Below are 18999 nucleotides of genomic sequence, written 5' to 3' on the forward strand. Positions count from 1 at the left end.
TTCGTTATGTTTTAAATAATGAATTTATTTTTTATAAAATACTTCTGAAAAATTGTATTTAAAAGAAAACTGGATTTTGGCGATTGAGGTATCCCATCCGTCTCTGAAATTTTCACGGCTTCCCCATTGAAATTCGACTCCCGCCATGCAGTTTTTTGCCGGATAGTACAAAATATTTGCCGCTGCGTACTGGCCCTTCTTGAAGGCATCATCCGTCTGCCCATCAGAATTATCAATATCAATCATTGAATACCCCAACGAGGTGCTGAATTTATCACTCCAGGTGTGATCAATAAAAGCAACAATACCAAGAACCGGAAGAGCAACGCCTTTGACAGGGGCTGTGGGATTAGATAATTGATTTTTAATACCTATATCAACCGGCGCATCATTCATATAGTTTTGGATTCCTTCACCATATACAACCTGTCCGCGAAAAACATCTTTTTTGGTAAATTTAAGGTTGGTGCTTAAATTAAGTCCCCATCCAAGGGCATCGCCAGATAAATCATACTGATCGTTATTTTGGTCTTTCCATTCGATTTTTCTCAGCATACCCGCTAGTTCGACATATCCCCAATTAGCGCCATAATGATATTCTGCTGAAAGATCAGGCAAGGGAAATCTAGTATTTACTCCCTGGAGCTCAACTCGATTTGCATAAACCCCCTGATCTGCACTTGCTCCGGGTCTTTCCAGTGCAATAGTCAAACGCGTGTCGCCCTGAATTGGCATGTACCTGATTTGTATGTTTCGAAAGAATACCATACCTGATGGTCCCCAATATTCTAAGGTATTTGGAAAAACATCAATATCCATAAAAGGACTCCAAGTTTGACCGGCTCCAAATTTTCCTAATTCGGCATAAGCATGACGTAAGCGGAACGTAGTTTGTCCTGCATCAACACCAGTTCCAAACAATTCAAATTCAAACTGAGTTTTCAGCTCTCCTATTCCAGTGTCAAAATAATTTTTGAATCCAAGTCTTGTCTGACGTACAGAGGCATAATAATTTCCGTCCACGCCATATTGATTCTCAAAAGCGGGTAATTTAGTAGGTCTGACAACATCGTACCAGTCGGCCTGTATCTGATTAAAATTATACCCTAAATCAGTCATGATAAAACCGTATATTTCCATACTTTTTTTAGCCTCGTTATCCTGCGCGTATACTTGGCTTGCCAAAACAAAAGAGATTATAATGGCTAGATATCGTATCCTTACCATTCTTATAAACATTTTTTTCATACTGATTATGGATTAAAAATTGTTAAGTTTATTTTCTAGATTTATTCTATGAAATTTTTTCGGCATACTAATTCCTAATACTTCCTATCGGTATTATTTGATATATAAAACAGAATTTCCTCTTCTAACTCTTTTGCTAAATTTTCATAATCTATCCTGTTGCGAAAATCTTCTTCAATTCTTTTCTTAAAAATTTCCACCTTATCTGTTGTAGTGCAGTAATCATCGCAAATACACTTAAACTTATCATCTACCAAATACAAAATCTTGATGGATTCTTGACAATTTGCAAATTTTTCATTTTGTAAGGCTGACGGAACTGACATTTTAACACTATTTTAATTGATTATCAGTCAAATATAAATACTATTGCTTTGTAATTTGAGTCAAACGGGGTTAAATGAAGTTAAATTTAACTGTGAAATGAAAGAAAAAAACTACATACTAATGTTAAAATCCTACAAAAAACAAACTAAAAGCGTTGAGCATTTAAAAAACAATTAACTTTGAAAATAATATGTACCACGATTCGATTGTTTCTTTAATTATTTCTAATTAAATGGAAGCCTTAAAAAAAATTACCCATAAGCAAATTTTTTCCGAACTAGAATCGATTTTAATGCATTCCGCATTAAAAAACTCTCCCATTTTACGGCGGTTTTTAAGGTATATTGTTACCGAAACCCTTAATGAAAAACAAGGTTTTATAAAAGAGTATTCAATTGCTGTTAATGTGCTCAACAGATCCCAAGACTTTAATGCCCATGACGATTCAGTAGTACGCATACATGCAGGCAGACTTCGCAGGTGCTTAGAAGAATATTATATGAAAGAAGGAGGTAATAGCTCCATTAGGATTATAATACCAAAAGGCTGCTACATACCTGAATTTATTTATCGGGATACTATCCAACCAACATTCACACCTATAGAGGCCCCAAATCCAGTTATTGCTATTTTTCCTTTTATATCATTAAATCAAAAACAAAACTTAGATATTTATTCCATAATTCTTTGCGAAGAGTTAAGTGCTGCGCTTTCCCGATTTCAAGAACTATCAATAGTTGGACACTTTGATGCGGAAATAATTTCAAAAGTAAATCAAAACAAAATTGAAGCTGCAAAATCAATAGGAGCAGATTTTATTATTTCGGGAACTCTTGTTTCTATTTCCGACAAATTACAGATAAGAATCAATCTTATCAATGTTTTTTCGGGTAAATACGTCATGTCCAAATTATTTGAGCACAACGTAATTGAAAATATTGATAAAATTCAAAATGAAATTGTTTCGCATTGCACCAACATTCTTGGTGGTTATTATGGATTCATCTTTAAGGAAATCATAAAAACCAATCCTGATAGGGTTTCAAGCAAACTTAGCACTTGGAGAGGGATATATAATTATTATAAGTATCAGCGATCTTATTCAAACGAAAATTATGAAATTGCATTTTCTACCCTAAAAGAAGCAGCAAAACTTCACCCTAATCATGCTCTGACCTGGGCACTGCTCGGTGAATTTTATCTGGATGGCATCGCTCTTGGCATAGATGACAATGAAAATACAATAGCTGAGGCATATAGTTGTTTGATGAGATCTATTAAAATTGATCCTGAGTGTCAGCATGCTTGGCATACCTTGACCTGGGCGAATTTATTTAGGAGGGATCCTGAGGCCTGTATGACTTGCGCGGAAAAATGCATAATGATCAATCCTCACGCCTCAGGTATGGTTTCGGGAGTTGGATGTCTGCTAATTTTTGCAGGGTATTTTGAAAAAGGCTTTTTGATTATGGACAAGGCGATCCAAGCAAATCCTCATTATCCATGGTGGATAAACATTGGGTATTGCTATTATTATATGGCAAAAGAAGATTATCGAAATGCCTTTCTTTGGGCTGAAAAGATGGATTGTGAAGAAACTTTCTGGGATCCTTTGCTTAAATCCGTCTCGCTATCGTTTTTGAATGAAGATGCAGAAGCTAAAAAATATCTAACAAAACTTATTGAAATTGAACCGGAAACGCCAATTAAAATTAAAACTATGCTCTCTAGTTATATACTGACAGAAGACTTAACTATTCGTATAATTGGAAGTTTGGAAAGACTAGGTCTTGAAATTCAAAAATAAAAACTCATGTGTTATCGCTCCGAAGTAAATAGTGGAGTTGGTGCCTTTTTTGCGACTATATACAAGAGTTTTAATTTCCTACACGGAAACATTAAGTTATTATTAGTATATTTGGAACTCAAAAAAAGAGTATATGGAACTGTCTGTTAACTCGTTAGTATTTTAATTTTTGTGATTAATTACTATGTGAATTTGGCGCAGAATCTGTGCACAGTGGTTCAAGAGTATCAATACAGTGGGTTCAACCTTAAAGTTCGAATCCTGCTATCCTCATAGGAATTACGTTTCTAAAATAATAACTTCCACTTCGATTTATACTGTTTAAAAACTGGTATCCGCCATGCTTTTAGTATGCAAATCTTTACGAATCCTCCATAATATTAGTGGAATTGTTTATTAGTTTACTGACATAAAAACAATTTTGTTTTTATAATTTTTACACCAATCCCCAACAGGACGTCTAAACCAAATTTGGAAAGCCAATGAAAGACAACCCTTATTTGTAGTAGGCCAATCTCTTCAAATCTTCCAAAAAATTTATGGTAATTTGTCCCGTAGAGGTCACAACGCCAAATGGCGCCAATTGAAGACAATTGGCGCCATTTTTTATTTATTTTTACTATATAATCAACTTAAAATAATTTTTTCCTTTACTTTCTCTTTTTGACTGAAATTAAATTTTTACTACAGACGGAGGCGTCCATTGATTTTTAATAACGGACTGCTTTGGGCCGTAGCATCTGAAATATAAACAGAAATCATCTGCAGGGCTTGGCAGCCAATTGGCTTTTTTGTCCCCTTCCGGCTCCGCATGCTGCACATACAATGTAAGGGAACCATCGACATTGTACTTTAAATCCCGGTTTTTGGTTCCAACCGAATAGCGTTTTATGACATTGGGATAGAAAAAGTGATGCTCGTCATAAAGTGTAAGAGACCAGAAGCCGTCTACAGGCGGAAGGTTACCTTTTGCAAATGTCAGGGTATACTGTTTAGAACCATTCAGTCGAGATCCTTTTGAATCGAGATCCTGATAAAAATACTTTGTTTCTTTACCTGCATTCACCAGTATATTGGATTTTGCTATGGCTGTACGGGTGAAATAATCCGTTCCAAAAGCAGCACAGTTATCGGCAGTAGTCCAGTTCCCTGGAAGAGGTATTCCCCAGTTGCGAAATTGCAGTAATGGATCAACCAGTTCTTTGTCCGCTTTATGGGCTTCATCAATCATCGCTTTTTTCAATGCAGAATCTTTCTTTGCTGCTTCGATCACCGACAGTACCTGTGCGTAACGAGCTTCCTCGCCGGGCAATGGAGGAGCATCTTTCAATACAATAGGAAGCTGATCGAAAAAGGTATCTGGAAAGACCCATTTCGTTTCTTCAGATCCGCCATCTTTTGTCGGCGAACCTAAGGATGGAAGCCTACTCCAGTCCTGCTGTTTCATTTTTCCGTCAAATTTATCCAGAGCATAGACATCAATAGAATTAATTATGGCCTGGACTGCATTTTTATCTGAGGGCGTATCATCCTGAAAAACTCTAGGTACAATAAAGGCTGTGCCTGTTTTGCTGTAAAATACTTTAGTGATTCCTTTAGGCACCTCTCCTTTCCAGTTAGGCCCCGCCAGCATGTAAAACCCTGGTTTTGTACCATACATCTTCCCAAGCTGGGCAAAAGCATCTGTGCGAAGATCCACCACCTGATATACCCAGAAACGCTTGCCAAAATCCGGAACCTGTATCACGACGGGAGTCTCATCAAGAGCGGCAATAGCAGCTCCGTAAACCACATCCTGATTTGGACAGGCAACCCAGCGCTGTTCAGGCTTAATATAATCATGCAACATTGCCAAAGAATTTAATGGCGCAAATGGCAGTACGCCATTCATAAGACCTACTTTTGGTGACTGCTTGAACGCAAGACGTCTGTTGTAAATGTTTTCCATTGGCCAAGCCCAGAAATAGGCATCTCTTGCGACCTGTCTTGCATAAGATTCTGTAATCTTTACATTTACATCGGGGCCATTCGGTACTGAATCCGAAAATTTGCCTGAAACATCAGCATCAGTTTCTGCAGAAGAGAATGTTCCATTTTTATCACTTTTATTCTTATTGCAGGCTGTCATTGCAAGAAGTACAATGATTAAAATCAATTTGTTTTTCATCTTTTAAAATTTAAAAAATAACTATAGCTTATTTAATTTTTTCTACGTCATTTAGTTTCCACCTCTGATCATACAGCTTTGGAGTTGGGCCTTAAAAGCGGGCTAAAATTTTAAATTTCCCTTTAGGGTCCGTTGGAATTCAATTTGATTCGCCGGATTCAGGTGCAGTTGATTTTAGCAAAAGCATCAACCGCTAGTTGAAAATGTACTGCCAGCATGCACCAAATGGCAGATTCTATTCCTCGTTGATACAAAATCTGTTCCTGAATATTAGCGTGCTTAAAATCTGAAATTGCCGAAACCTTACATAATCTACTAAAAAATAAACAATTTCAAATTATTATACAGTTTAAAGCTACAATATTTTTTTTAAAATACATTCACTTTTATGCACAAGTATAAAAATCAACAACATTAACTAGAGCTTCTCGTCCAAGTATCGTTTTTGCTTATGTCAAGTCATGGCAATTTTTGCTCTGGACTTGGCACTATCATGCCACAAAATGTTAATGAGAATATTAAATAAGTTCAGCAAACCATTCAACTACATATGTACACAAAATATCGGGAAGACTTATCAAACCATAAAAAAATGAAAAAGATTTATTTAAATACAAGATTGTAATTTATAGAGCCATAGAAAGACAATTTTACCTTAACTTAAAACATTCTTTCAAAATCCTCGATAATAGTTGTAGAATTGTATAGTATTTTATAGAAATAAATCAATTTTTAACCTCAATCGAACGACATTTAATGAGTTAATTAAATATTTTTTATCGTCCAGAGAATAGACAAATTAAATGTCCAATTCAATTACTTTCTGATTGGATTAAAGCAATATGAAAACACTAGTATCCTTACCAAATTTTAATTTGAATAATCTACGAATTATTATATAATTTTACTAAAAACTGGCTCACTTTCTTCAGGAAGTAATAAATTTTATTGTCAAAAATTTTATTCTAAACCTTTATATCTTAATAAATATAAATATATAGATGTTTTAACATTTTTTAACTTTTAACCCTTACAATACATACAAACCGCTTCCAAATAAAAAATAAAAATAATTATCTTACAAATTCACTTGAAAGTAAGCCAATTTCTTTAAATCATTCATAAAATGGTTTGTAAATTGTTCAGTAGCCGTCACAAAGCCAAATGGCGCCAATTGAAGAGAATTGGTGCCATTTCTTTTTTTAAGTGACAACTCGTAATTTTTAATTAAGCAAAGAGATGTCAATATTTAACTCTCCAAAAACAAAACTCACCATACAGCTGCCCCTAGCCCCGATAGCAGCGGAAATCCTTCTGCGCCGGGTTTCGGCGCAGAAGATTGCAGCGTATAGCGGGAAAAAGCTCCCAAAAAAAACAATCTAAAAACCAAACCCAAAAACCAAAATCTAAAAACCAAACCTAAAAAACAGCCCTAAAAACTAATACCAAATAAAAACTCCAATAAACAAACAGCCAGTTCTGTGAGTGTCGGGCCTCTTGAAAAAAAAGCGCAGAAACACCAAAAAAAATCCCGCGCCTCTCCCCCGAATCCCTTGACAGGACAGGGATTTTTGCCTAATTTTGCCCCATGAATCCTGAAGAGATAAAAAGATATTTTGAGCATAATCCCCCGCCCAAGGAAGTAAGACTTACCGAGTGGGCCAATATCACCGATACGCAGGTGTTTCTAAGGAGCTGCTATTTGACCATCAGAAACTTCAGCGGCCCTGTGGAGAGATGCCCCGCCTTCTGGCACCTGAGGGATTTCTATCTTCTGATGAAAAAAGCGCAGCAGCAGCCGGCTTTATCAGAAGAGAATCCGATAGGGGAAGAAAATACCACCCAGCAGAACAGCAGCCCGCAGACAGACCAATAGCCGTCATCATCTAAAGTCCGGCCGGTCAAAAGGCTGCTTTGCGGCCAATTGGGACAGAATTGCAGATATCCATGAAAGGGCGCCTACAGCGGATGCCGTATTGGAACATTGTTTGAATTAAAAATTAGACCGACAGCGTATACTTGGATTAAAGCGCAAAAACATTGATGTCCTGCCCTACTAGCCCCGATTGCTTCGCCAGTTCGCTTTCGATCGGGTAAAACGCATAGCGGGAAAAAGCTTCCGAAAAACAATATAATACACAATCTAAAGAGCCAGACAACAACAACAACAACAACAACAACAACAACAACAACAACAACAACAACAACAACAACAACAACAACAACAACAACAACAACAACAACAACAACAACAACAACAACAACAACAACAACAACAACAACAACAACAACAACAACAACAACAACAACAACAACAAGAGCAGACACAATCAACTATCGGCCATCAGCAATAATTTTTCTATTTTTGCACTCCATAACGCCCTATCAGCGCCACTGCAGAAAACATCCCTGCCTTTTAGAGGAGCCGTTAAAGAGATAATGAAAATGAAGAAGTTTGAAATAAAAAAGACAGAAAAAGGCCAGTGGCTGGTCTCCCACAACGAGCACCCCAAATTCACCTGCCTTTTTGAAGATAAAAAATTCCATTACCACAGGACCATCACAGGACTCAGTGACCCCGCAGGTGATCCCCAGCACATCCAGCTGCTTGAAAAAATGCAGAAATGGCTCTCGCGCTACCATAAGGAAAAAATAAACGGCTGAGAATGCACAGAGTACTTAGGAGCCGCACTGGAGATGCCAGCAGGTAAAATTTATCGTTCCAAAAATACAATTCGGATATCCTTTTCAGGCAATAAGAAATCTATTGCCGCTTTTCTGCACGCTTCCCCAGTCCATTTCAAACACTTTCTGCAAAAGGTCCTTGAGCCCCTGAAAGCTGCTTGGCTTCACGGCATAGAAATCAGCGCCGAGCTTATGGCAGAGCTCGATATTATCGGGGCTTTTGCTTGTGGAGAGCATAATGATCCTCACTTCTTTCAGGGCATCCTCCCTTCTGCGGATTTCCGCAAGGCAGTCAAATCCGTTCTTGATCGGCATATTGATGTCCAGAAAAATCATATCAGGCAGGCGGCCCTTGTTCTTGTCAAGGGTATGGAGCAGTTCCTGCCCGTCGCGGGCGCCCTGAACCACAGCAGGAAGGCTTAAATCCTCCAGGGCATCCAAAAACAGCAGCCTGTCGTCTTCATCGTCATCTGCGTGATAAATAATTTTAGGGGCATTCTGATGTGCCATCGCTTTCACATTTAGGGCAGTCCAAGGCAAGGGGGCCTTGGCAATCTGCAGGAGTTATGGTTAAAGAACCAATAAGGCTCTGCAAATAGGCAAACGATAGAATTATGTCTTGATGTATGGTGAAAAGCAAATATACGGCTAATTTTTAAAAAAAAGCGCTGCAAATTTGGCAAAATCGGCTTCGTTGCCCGTTTGAATTTGCCCGTTTGAATTTGATATTGCCATGGCCCTTTTTATCCGGCATGTCCATATCCAGACTGCTCTCTTCCACTGCTGAAAAGATCTTGATTGGAATATTTATCAATCCAAAACTCACCGAACCCGCCCATATTGATCTCATAATCTTCGTTTTTAAATTTTATCCTAGATTTAAAAAACACCAGCTGTAAAAATATTATAATTTCACTGGAAGGTTTTATAAAATATCTATTCCAAATACAGTCTAAAGAGCTTAAATAATCAGATATAAAAATGTCTTAAGATTTAAGAGGGCCTAATATATGATTTTTTTTCTCTTTTGCTTTATTGCAATTTTCTGATATTAAATGCTGCAGTTCAACTGAGGTCTAAAATTGGTTTATTCCTAAATCCCAGATAGCAATTCATAGAGCCAAAGAAAGGCAACCCTTTCTTAACTTAAAACATTCTTTTAAAATGCTCCAAAAGGTTTGTAAATTTACATATCAGTTTAATGCGATAAACCAATTGGGCTTTTATATTTTTTTGCATCAATCCCCAAGGGGGCATCTAAACCAAATTTACAAAGCCAATAGAAGACAGACGCTGCATATAGAAAGCCAGTCTCTTCAAATCTCCCAAAAAATTTATTGTAATTTCTCCCGTCGAGGCCACAAAGGCAATTGGCGCCATTTTTTTTGATTACAGTTCAATTTCAGAAAATGAAATCTCATTTTAAAACGGTTTAATATTTCATAATCATCTGAATTTCATGTTCTCATTTTTACAAATTTAATTGCCGCTCCACTGAAGCAAAAAATTAGTTTGCTTCCGTTTGCGCGAATATAAAAAACAAGTGATCACATAAAGAAGCGGTACCATTAATAAACAAATCCACATTACTCTATATAGATAGCCTGCGAAAAATAAAGATGGCCCCCACAGTAAAGTTAAAAGCGGCAATATAATGTTTATAAATCCACTTGCTATTTTTGATTTAGTAAGCTCTACATAGAAATAAGTCAATATAATAGTAGCTATCTGCGCTGTTAAGCTCATCCAGATATGGTTTCCATTAAATATTATCCCAGACAGCACGTAAATAAAAATAAATGAGACAGACCAAATCAGATAGTTAAATGTTTTGCTTTATTTTTTTGTCCTGTTTTTTGATAAAGTTTGGCCAAGAGATATAATGGATAAAAACGATTTGGTGTCATGTGGATAGCCTTTATATATGATGCCAGGTGCATAAAATATAACAGAAAAAATCCTTGGCAAGTTATACATCTTGCCAAGGACATCATTTCAATTCATTTCCTTCCTTACAGTTAGTATTGTGAAAATAATAGTTTAAACGAATTCTTGGCTTCACTTAAGAGTGAAATGGCAAGCTATAATGGTAATTGGTCCACTGAGATAAGTGATTAGTCGTTACCTCTATATTGTCTATGCTTACCAGCAGAGCTCTTCCATCATAGATCACCCTGAGTTATCCCTTAATCTGCTGTCCTGCGCACCATCACAAATGATCCGGTTTTTAACTGATTCCCTGTCTTTTAGCCGAATTCGAAACTACATTTCCTTCCTGTTGTTTAATTTTTCATTAAAATTGTTTTTTCCACTTTTGTTCCGTAACGCACGTTTACTATATAGGTGCCCGGCGGCCCTTCAAATTTTATATTTTCCTGCTGGGGCCCTGAATTGGCAGCCTTAAATTTCTGGCTGCTGACCAGAGAGCCGGCCAGAGAATAAATCTCAACGCTTGCCTCTCCCGGCTCGGCTAGCTCATAGCTTAGGCTGAAACTGTCTGCAGCTACCGGATTGGGATAGACAATAATAGCCTGAGAGCTTATCTTTCTGCCCTGAATATCCTCACATGCCCCTGAGAGAGGCGAACCCGGCTTAATGAAGGCGACCGCATCGCCTCTGACCGTAGCCCCGGTTGGGCTTTTCGCTTTTTGCACATAGCCCGCAGTGCCCTCTTCAAATGGATAAGTGCCGATGAACACCCAGCCCGATCTGGTGCTTGACGTTAGCGTATCATTGATGAACAAGGCAGCTTCACCACCGGCATAATTTACTGTGAGTTTGGAATTGCCGTCTGAATTTGAATCTACGATCCTGTAAAGGTATGCATCGTAGAGGCCGGCTGCCGGGATATTGGGCGTCCATCTCGCATACCCACCAGCAGAGGAGCTTTGGCGCGTAGCGGTATTATTATAACCGGTAAGCCCGCTGTCATTCCAGGATCCGGATTCCGAATAGCCAGGATCCACATTATCGACAATAAGCGCGCAGGGGGCAGGTTCCCCAAAGCTCTTGTTGAGCAGCTCCACCCTATCGACCATAATGGATTGTCCTGCGGTTCCATTCTCTGTGGTAAAGCCCGCCGTTATCTGATTATTGGAGATCTCTATATTATCTATGCTTATCTGTGTCCAGGCATTGGCAGCCGGAATGGCCGCCGACTTGGCGCTTCCATAGTTCAGCACCCGCATATGGGCAGAACCGGATCCCGGTGAGCGTTTTACCCAGGCAGTCATTCTATAGGAGCCGTTAGGAATGTGGGCTAAATTCTGTTTGACTGTAAGTGCGGATCCATCTGCCTTAAAGTCCTGTGCCAGATATCCCTCCCCTTCCTGAGCCGTTCCATTAAATACCACCCTGGCGCCATCGGTTGATTCGTTGTCATAAACATTATCGTTAACGGTCCAGTTCTTGACTGCCTCCTCGCTTTTTTTGCCGAATTCGAAACTGAAATTCCCCAGCATGTTGCCCCAGACAGGCTTATTGTAGTACCTGAAATAATCGACTCTCATTGCCGCTCCGGGAAGAGGAGCCGTACTGAGGTCCCCACCATAACCCGCCAGTGCGGTGAGCCATACCTCGGCCGGCGAAAATAAAGTATTGGTATAACTGAAGCGCTGCCTCTCTATCCCGTCCACATAATATACCACCATGCCCGGAGACCACTCAAATCCCACTGTTATCCAATTGGAGAGGTTCATATACTCGGCGGGATGATTGCGATGCGGTTTAGTGGCGATTTGCGTGGGGCAATTGCAGGGAAGCAGGTTGAAATGAAAATTGGTAAAGCCAAAATTGGTATTGGAATCCAGCTCAATTCCATCTATTTCCGAAAGCCAGTTCTCAGTGGGCAGCATATCATTTTTAGCGCTTTCCGTGTAGCCATCTTCCCCGGAGCTGTAGGCATATTTGCCCATTCCATGGGTCCAGAATGACTGGTGCAGTCCTTTTGTTGCGTTATAGAATTTTATGCGGGCTTCATAATACCCGTAGCCGAAAGGCTTTTTGGAAATTATGCCCCCGCCTGTAAAATCCGGCGCTCCGTCATTGTCCACATCTGCATCCCCTTTGAAATTGATCCTCAGGTAGCCCGTCCCTTCGGCCGTTTCAACAGATACATTTTCTGCCATATTGTATCCTTTGGTAGGCCTGGAGAAGGCGCGGTAATACCAGTTGGCGGTATTGAGCGAATTGCCCTCGAAGTTATCTTCAAACGCCAGGGCATAGCCGGCCGGCGGTTGGGCGGACAGCTGTTGTGGCGCACAAAAGGCAGCCAGCACAGTTAGGGTACAGAAATACCGAATAAGGGTCAATGGCAAAATTCTTTGTTTCATGATTTTTAGGTTTAAGGTTATTAGCTAGTAAGGAAGTTATTATTGAAAAATCGATATAAATTGCCGCTGGGTTTAAAGATTTCGGGAAAACAAAAAAAATGTGTCCCAAAAGTCAAGCTCTTTAATTTTTTGCTGCAATTTGCAGCTAAATCCACCTTACCGCTTGTAGTCTGGTCTGGTCTGGTCTGAATTCAAATATAGCTTTTTTTCTTTCAATGGCAAACTTTTTTTTCAGATCGCCGAAAAATTTTACACGCCCCTGATAGTCCGGCAAAAATATACGGCCAAGCCAAAAAACAGCAATGCAGATCCTGGAGCGCAAACCCATCTCTGAAAAGCAGAAAAATGCCATGAGGCCGCCAAAAAAGCAGATGGCCTGCCGCAAAATGGAACTCTCATAAAAAAAACGACAACTTTCGGTTGAGAATCAGCAGTTCTGCTGCGGATTTTTTAACCAAATACTACACAGGCACCTGCCTGGGAAACCTAGCGGCTAAGAGTGCCCCATCACTTGCCATGGAGATTGCTTTTTCAGCTAAAGAATATCTCCTCTGCCAAATCAGAAACAGAAAGCTTTATGGGTAAAAGCCTGACAAGCGATTTTTTCTCAATATTTAAATTGATACTCTTTTTTATAATCCACAAAAAATAAAGTCCCGGCAGGCGCTGCATAGCAATAAAATTTAGAAAAACATATCCCGGCATTATAAACTGCCGCGCAGCTTCATTTTTAGATTATCCATGCCAGTATTGATATACGATATCAAGGGATGTTTAATAAAAAGATGGAAGAAAAAGCCCTGAAAATCTCCAGAAGTGACAAAAGTAAAATCAAATGTCACCTGGACGGCATCAACATAAAGCTGCTTTACATGCACATAGCACCGTATCTCTTTGAAAAAATACCGTCCGGTCCCTTTTAAATTGAAAAACCGCAAAACAAATGAAATGTTAGGTATGTAAAAAAGAAGATCATGACCAATCATAGAATAATCATCAAAATACAGGACATTTTCCGATCCGGATCTAAACCTTTCATAGCTTCCGGCATGTACATAAACTCCTGGAAAGATGCCATGCCTTTTTAGTATCTGGGCAAGGTCAACCTTTATTAAATGTTCGAAAACATCCTCGCTTTTCCCCTGAAAAACATCAATTATTGTATAATTGGCCTCTTTCAGGCAGTTCTCTTTTTTTATATTAGAATCCATATCAAAATTATTCTTAGCATTTCTCGCTGATAAACCTGCATGCGGCTCAGGCAATATTTTTCTTAAAGGCAGCCAAAGACCTGGTGATTTCAATTCAGGCAAACCTGCATATCTCGTCGCATAAGCAGAGACACATCTTTCTTGAAAGCCCTACCAGAAACATCTTTCAAATCATTACTGATTTAGCCTTGGACCGCTCAGACCAGACGGCACCTCCTGCAATTAAAAAAAATAAATTCAGATATGCGGAACTCTGCGCCGAATGCCTGAATCGGGAACAGCCATTGAAAGCCCCCCTATCGGGCCTAATCCTGACAGCCTCTGCTTTGGGCCGGATCTGGAGCTCCCTGCAAGCCGATCATTCAAAGAATAGCGCCGCCGGCAAAAAAAATCATTTCTGCTTATTTTTAATTCAGCATAAAAGTATTCGATAATGAAAATGATTTCTTTTTTTTTACGCCAACGACAGATATTTTACGCCAGTGACAGCAGAAAAAACAAATTGGCATTAAATGCATGAAGCCTGAAAAGGGCAAATCCCCTATTGGGCATTATGCGGACTTTACCGGGCAGTTTTGCAAAAAAATGCCTCTTTAGTCCATAATGCAAATTACTATGCCTTAATATCTGGTTTCTTATCCATCCTTTGCTGCATAAGCCTAACGGGAAAAGAATTCAATCTAACCGATTTTAAAAGCTTTTCAATCAGATTTAAAATCCAGATTTAAAATTTCCGGCTATTTTAGCCTTTCAAGATCCTTTATTAAAGCCAAAATGGAAATAGAAAGAAATAACTGCAGAAATGCGGCTAATCGATTTAGATTAATTTAAACACAAACATGGAATACGTATATCTTCTATTGCTTAAATCCTGCGCCTATATGGCGATGGCCTACCTGCTCTATACATTATACAATGGGAATTTGGAAAAATTCAGAAAAGGAAATAAAGAATCCATTTTTTATAAAGCAAAGATTATAAGCGCGAAATTCTCATTATGCTGCATGCTTCTTGCACTGTTCCTCCTTACAATAGGCTCTTTAATGGAAGCACTAGAACATCTCTATAAATAAAACACCGTCTTATGTATTCTATCCTTAAAAATTATATCCTTCCTAACAATCACGGATAAAATGAAAATGAAAAACATAAAATATGCCTTATTCTTTATAATTCTGATGTCTGTCGCATGCAAACCGAGACAGGCTTTAAGGAATGCAAAATCTCAAAATGACACTGCTGTATGCGCAGGCAATAGTAAATTTAAGAACCCATACCATAAGCCTCTTGCTGAATTTAAAGGGGACACTTTAAAATATCTGCAGACTAATTTTTTATCAGATAAAGAATTCTATATGGGAAAAGAATTAAATGTCTTATTGGAAGATTTAGAATTGGACATAAAAGACTACTCAAATGGTCTCAGCGCCAAAAATATAAATCTGAGCCCCGATTTGAGCTTAAACTTTTATGATGCAAAGGCAAAAAATAAAAAGATAAAAAATAAGGAGAATCCTCTGATATTATTTGTGGAATGGGAAACTCCCATTTCAGCCTCGAAGGTTACAGCACTGCTCAAAAAAAATCAGGGGCGCTGGACTGCCGATGAAAAAAACTATTACGGCCAATTTAAAATCAAAGAAATTGGAATGGTCAGTTCTAAATGATGTATTCTTGTTTTAGATATATGCAAGAAAGAGCAAAGAATACTGATCACCAGAAGGCCAAATATATGCCTGCTATTTTTTACAAAGGCTCTCTCATTTTAAGAGGGAGCCTTCTTTGCTATATGTCTACGCTCTGTGAGCTTAAAATTATGAAACAGCTAATAATAATGGCAATAGCAGGCATGCTTTCGGCTTCCTGTTCAGCAATTAAAGTCGAAGAACAGATCGTTCAGGATTTTGTAAAAGAAAAGAATCTTAAAAATAATCCAAACGCCTCTCCAGCCTATCTGATTGAAGAATCGGGCCCGAGCGCAAAATCTTTAGAATACTATCAGATGGCCTATGCCGATAAAAGCCTGCCTGCCGGAAAAAAACGCATAGAGGTTTTGCCCGGCAGTTTTAAAAACTGGCCAATAGATGAAAATGAGCTTGCCCAATTACAGGAAAGCAATAAAGCAGGCCAGTCTGAGAGCTGGAATAGCAAAAATTTCAATTCTCTCGATATTCCGATAATAAGCCGAAAAGATCTGGAGTATGAAATAGCCAGACAGGTTCTGCCGCCCACTTCATCCGGAAATATAATATCAAGGCCAATTGTGACTGCGGATGGAAAATATGCCCTTTTTTACTATTACAGCTTTTTGCCCATGAGCAGCATCGCCAAAAAAGTCTGTCTAGCCAAAAAAGTGAATAATCGATGGCTAATAGAAGCAGAGTTTTATGACCCGAATGTTTTTCAGTAAAAAACGGATACTTTGAAAACCGCAGCTGATAAGACCCATACTATAAAAAAATAAAGCTCCATAGCGGTATAAATGTTCCTAATTAATGTCTTTCACCAATGCATAAAACAGGAAAACTTAAAAATCATGAAACAATTAATTATAGCAATGGCAGGAATTCTGGCAGCTTCCTGCTCCACGACAAAAATAGAGCGGCAGATCGTGCAGGATTTCGCCAGGGAAAAGAATCTTAAAAACATTCCATACGCCAATGCGTCCTATCTTATAAAGGAAGCCGCTTCAGACGAAAATGTCCTAGACATTTGCCAGCAGGCCAACTCCGATAAAAATCTTCCCATAAATAAGAAGAGAATTGAGTTCTCGCCCACAGGCATCAAAAACTGGCCAATAGGCGCTGAGGAAATAAGCCAATTGAAGCCTGCTTATAAAAAGGATAGCCAGCCCTACGATTGGAGCGCAAAAAAACTTGGAGCTTTTGATATTCCGATAATTGAAAAAGAGGAGCTGATGTCAAAAATCCATGACGGTGCCATATCGATAAGCGCAATGGGGCATATCATATCAAAGCCTATTCTGAGTCGTGATAAAAAATATTCCATCTTAAAATACTCCTCCATATTCTATACCGGAGGAGAGCCGGAACATGTCTATATACTGGAGAAAAAGCGGGACAGATGGACTATCTTGCTAATGCTGGTTAAGAATTACGACTACGATCCTTCCTAACTGATCTTTTTTTTCATTGAGAAAATGAAAAGCTGCAGAAGATCCAAAAAAGAATCAGACCGAAATAGCCGCCTGATTCCTTTTATATTGAAAAACCGTAAAACAGACTAAGTCTTATGCATATAACCAAGCAGATCATGACCAACGCAGAAGAATCTTCAGAAAATAAGTTATTTTCCAATCCAGCCTGCCCGCGTGATCTGCAAAATGCGTGCTGCCAAAGCCAAAATCCTTACGGCTGAAAATTAATGGCCCTGATCCAAAAGGATTTTATATTTTCTGCCAACCGGCACCGTTTTCTCATTCTGCAGTATCAGGACATTCTGCTTATAGGATTTTATTTTTTTTCTATTGACAATAAAGGAGCGGTGCACCCTGATAAAATCAGGATCCCCTATTTCGCTTAAGAAATTCAGTAAGGTTCCGTAAATTACAACCGGCACCCTACTGTTCTCAAGATGTATTTTAAGATAGTGCCCAAAGCTTTCTATAAAAATAATGGTGCTGTGGGCAAAGGAATGGTTCTCACCATTAATCTTAAAGGACAGGCTCTTGCTTTGGGCTTTTTTTCCTTTAGACAATTCGTATCCGGCATAATAGACCTTTAGTTTTTCAATAGCTCTGGTAAAGTCTTCCAGCGAAATAGGTTTGAGCAGATAATCAATTGCCTGGTGCTTGAATGCCGTTAAAGCATAATCCGAATAGGCCGTCGTTACAATGGTAAGAGGTCTGTTGGGCTGAAGTTCCATTAAGTCCACACCTGAAATCAAAGGCATATTGATATCTAGAAAAATCACTTCATACTCAAACTCATTGAGCAGCTGGAGCGCCTCTCTGCCGCTATAAGCGCTTGCAGTATGCTCCAAGAAATCAAATTTGGAAATATGAGATGCCAATGCACTGTGGGCAGGCGACTCATCGTCTATGATAAGACAGCGGTAGATAGTCCCCATATATTTAATTTTACGATGAATAGATCATCTTCCCTATAATAAGCCAATTCATGTTTATACTCATAAACCTCCAGACGCCTCTTCAGGTTCAGAAGCCCAATTCCAGTTCCCTTGTTTTGCCCCTGCTCATCCGGATAATTATTCTTTATTTTAAATGATAGATTATCACAATGAACTCTAATCTCAAAATCAATACAGGGCTTATCTGTCTGAGAAGAAAATTTTACAGCATTCTCCAGCAAAGACATAAACAAAAGCGGAGGAACCAATACTTTATCCTGGGGCCCCGCATAACTCTGGGTTACAGCAAGCCTGTCATTTCTGAATTTATAATAGTCCGCATACCGTTTCAAGAAATTGATCTCCTCGGATAAAATGACCAGATCTTTCCTTGAGGCCTCCACCTGATAGCGTAAAAGTTTGGAGAGGTTTAATATTCTCTCGGCGACATTCTCCGGGACTGACAATGCTTCTCCGTAGAGATTATTCATGGCATTAAGCAGAAAATGGGGATTTAACTGCTCTTTGAGCAGCGCCAATTCCAACTGGGTGTTTAAAAGCTCCTTCCTGCCCTTTTTAATATTGCGCAGAATGTACAGGTGAAGAAAATAGATTCCTAAACCATTAATGATTGCCGCAAGTGTAGAAATCAAAGAAAAGCTGCCAATTTCATTCAGTGCGAAATACCATCCCAGAAATTTGTGGCCCAGAAACCAGTAAAGGATATAGGCCAAAATGAATAGCCTGTACTTTTTTTTGATAAAAAGCTCTTTCACCAATACAACATTGCTTATCGTCTGCAGTACATAAATAGGCAACACTCCCACAACTATTTTAAAAAAAACACTTAGATGCCCAAATTTTTTAAAAATGGCGTGGTCGGTGTCATCTGCACAAACGCAAAAGAAAATCAGCACTATAAAAAATGCCAGCACAATGAGGTTCCTAAGCCAAAAATTCCGGTAAATATTCATCAGTTTCATACATGCAAAATTAATCTATAATCTAATTACTGCTGCACTGCACAGTGCCAAATTACACAAACGGCGTTGGCGTAATTGCTGTGGCGTTGGGGTAAAAACTCAATTGGCTCCAATTCATAGGCGATACATTTGCATCATCACAAGGGAAAAA

At 38.8% G+C, this 18999-nt stretch carries 16 protein-coding genes; 6 read left to right on the forward strand and 10 right to left on the reverse strand.

The features are described 5' to 3' along the window. Window positions 1-24: 24 nt before the first annotated feature. Both LPB248_RS00215 and LPB248_RS00220 read right to left on the reverse strand, forming a co-directional pair. On the reverse strand, window positions 25-1248 hold the full coding sequence (locus LPB248_RS00215; RefSeq protein WP_255462967.1) for a DcaP family trimeric outer membrane transporter: 1224 nt from the start codon (window positions 1246-1248) through the stop codon (window positions 25-27). Window positions 1249-1322: 74 nt separating this feature from the next. Continuing rightward, window positions 1323-1574, reverse strand: coding sequence for a hypothetical protein (locus tag LPB248_RS00220; RefSeq protein WP_177209617.1), 252 nt, complete (start codon window positions 1572-1574; stop codon window positions 1323-1325). A gap of 233 nt (window positions 1575-1807) precedes the next feature. Between LPB248_RS00220 and LPB248_RS00225 the strand changes: the two genes are divergently transcribed. After that, entirely contained in the window at window positions 1808-3382 is a 1575-nt protein-coding gene (locus LPB248_RS00225) for a tetratricopeptide repeat protein (RefSeq protein WP_177209618.1), read from the forward strand. 673 nt (window positions 3383-4055) lie between these two features. Here LPB248_RS00225 and LPB248_RS00230 read toward each other — a convergent pair. Beyond that, window positions 4056-5549, reverse strand: coding sequence for a DUF1254 domain-containing protein (locus LPB248_RS00230; RefSeq protein WP_218279838.1), 1494 nt, complete (start codon window positions 5547-5549; stop codon window positions 4056-4058). Window positions 5550-7137: 1588 nt separating this feature from the next. Here LPB248_RS00230 and LPB248_RS00235 point away from each other — a divergent pair. Next, window positions 7138-7425: a DUF6965 family protein gene (locus tag LPB248_RS00235; RefSeq protein ID WP_255462968.1), complete on the forward strand. Its 288-nt coding sequence runs from the start codon at window positions 7138-7140 to the stop codon at window positions 7423-7425. 83 nt (window positions 7426-7508) lie between these two features. On the opposite strand, the gene LPB248_RS00240 is transcribed toward LPB248_RS00235, so the two are convergent. Continuing rightward, the gene (locus tag LPB248_RS00240) at window positions 7509-7877 is read right to left on the reverse strand and encodes a hypothetical protein (RefSeq protein ID WP_177209619.1); all 369 of its coding nucleotides are present in this window, start codon (window positions 7875-7877) and stop codon (window positions 7509-7511) included. A gap of 117 nt (window positions 7878-7994) precedes the next feature. On the opposite strand from LPB248_RS00240, the gene LPB248_RS00245 reads away from it, so the two are divergent. Continuing rightward, entirely contained in the window at window positions 7995-8213 is a 219-nt protein-coding gene (locus tag LPB248_RS00245) for a hypothetical protein (RefSeq protein ID WP_177209620.1), read from the forward strand. An 84-nt stretch (window positions 8214-8297) separates the two neighbouring features. Here LPB248_RS00245 and LPB248_RS00250 read toward each other — a convergent pair whose 3' ends face one another. The 4 genes from LPB248_RS00250 to LPB248_RS00265 form a co-directional block, all read right to left on the reverse strand. Continuing rightward, window positions 8298-8744 (reverse strand): response regulator, encoded by a 447-nt coding sequence (locus LPB248_RS00250; protein WP_177209621.1) that lies wholly within the window; start codon window positions 8742-8744, stop codon window positions 8298-8300. A 145-nt stretch (window positions 8745-8889) separates the two neighbouring features. After that, on the reverse strand, window positions 8890-9084 hold the full coding sequence (locus tag LPB248_RS00255; RefSeq protein WP_255462969.1) for a hypothetical protein: 195 nt from the start codon (window positions 9082-9084) through the stop codon (window positions 8890-8892). 1432 nt (window positions 9085-10516) lie between these two features. After that, on the reverse strand, window positions 10517-12565 hold the full coding sequence (locus LPB248_RS00260) for a T9SS type A sorting domain-containing protein (RefSeq protein WP_177209622.1): 2049 nt from the start codon (window positions 12563-12565) through the stop codon (window positions 10517-10519). A 704-nt stretch (window positions 12566-13269) separates the two neighbouring features. Beyond that, entirely contained in the window at window positions 13270-13869 is a 600-nt protein-coding gene (locus tag LPB248_RS00265; protein WP_218279839.1) for a hypothetical protein, read from the reverse strand. Between the two features lie 1046 nt (window positions 13870-14915). Between LPB248_RS00265 and LPB248_RS00270 the strand changes: the two genes are divergently transcribed. From LPB248_RS00270 to LPB248_RS00280, 3 genes are all read left to right on the forward strand, one after another. Then, entirely contained in the window at window positions 14916-15443 is a 528-nt protein-coding gene (locus tag LPB248_RS00270) for a hypothetical protein (protein WP_177209624.1), read from the forward strand. Between the two features lie 149 nt (window positions 15444-15592). Next, window positions 15593-16186, forward strand: a complete 594-nt coding sequence (locus LPB248_RS00275; protein ID WP_177209625.1) for a hypothetical protein — start codon at window positions 15593-15595, stop codon at window positions 16184-16186. Between the two features lie 126 nt (window positions 16187-16312). After that, entirely contained in the window at window positions 16313-16912 is a 600-nt protein-coding gene (locus LPB248_RS00280) for a hypothetical protein (protein WP_177209626.1), read from the forward strand. Between the two features lie 245 nt (window positions 16913-17157). On the opposite strand, the gene LPB248_RS00285 is transcribed toward LPB248_RS00280, so the two are convergent. Beyond that, window positions 17158-17865: a LytR/AlgR family response regulator transcription factor gene (locus LPB248_RS00285; protein ID WP_177209627.1), complete on the reverse strand. Its 708-nt coding sequence runs from the start codon at window positions 17863-17865 to the stop codon at window positions 17158-17160. Further along, window positions 17835-18848: a sensor histidine kinase gene (locus LPB248_RS00290; RefSeq protein ID WP_177209628.1), complete on the reverse strand. Its 1014-nt coding sequence runs from the start codon at window positions 18846-18848 to the stop codon at window positions 17835-17837. The genes LPB248_RS00285 and LPB248_RS00290 overlap by 31 nt, the downstream gene beginning before the upstream one ends. Window positions 18849-18999: the final 151 nt, after the last annotated feature.

Origin of the sequence: Flavobacterium sp. LPB0248 (genome assembly GCF_013388355.1) — a bacterium.
Lineage (GTDB): Bacteria > Bacteroidota > Bacteroidia > Flavobacteriales > Flavobacteriaceae > Flavobacterium.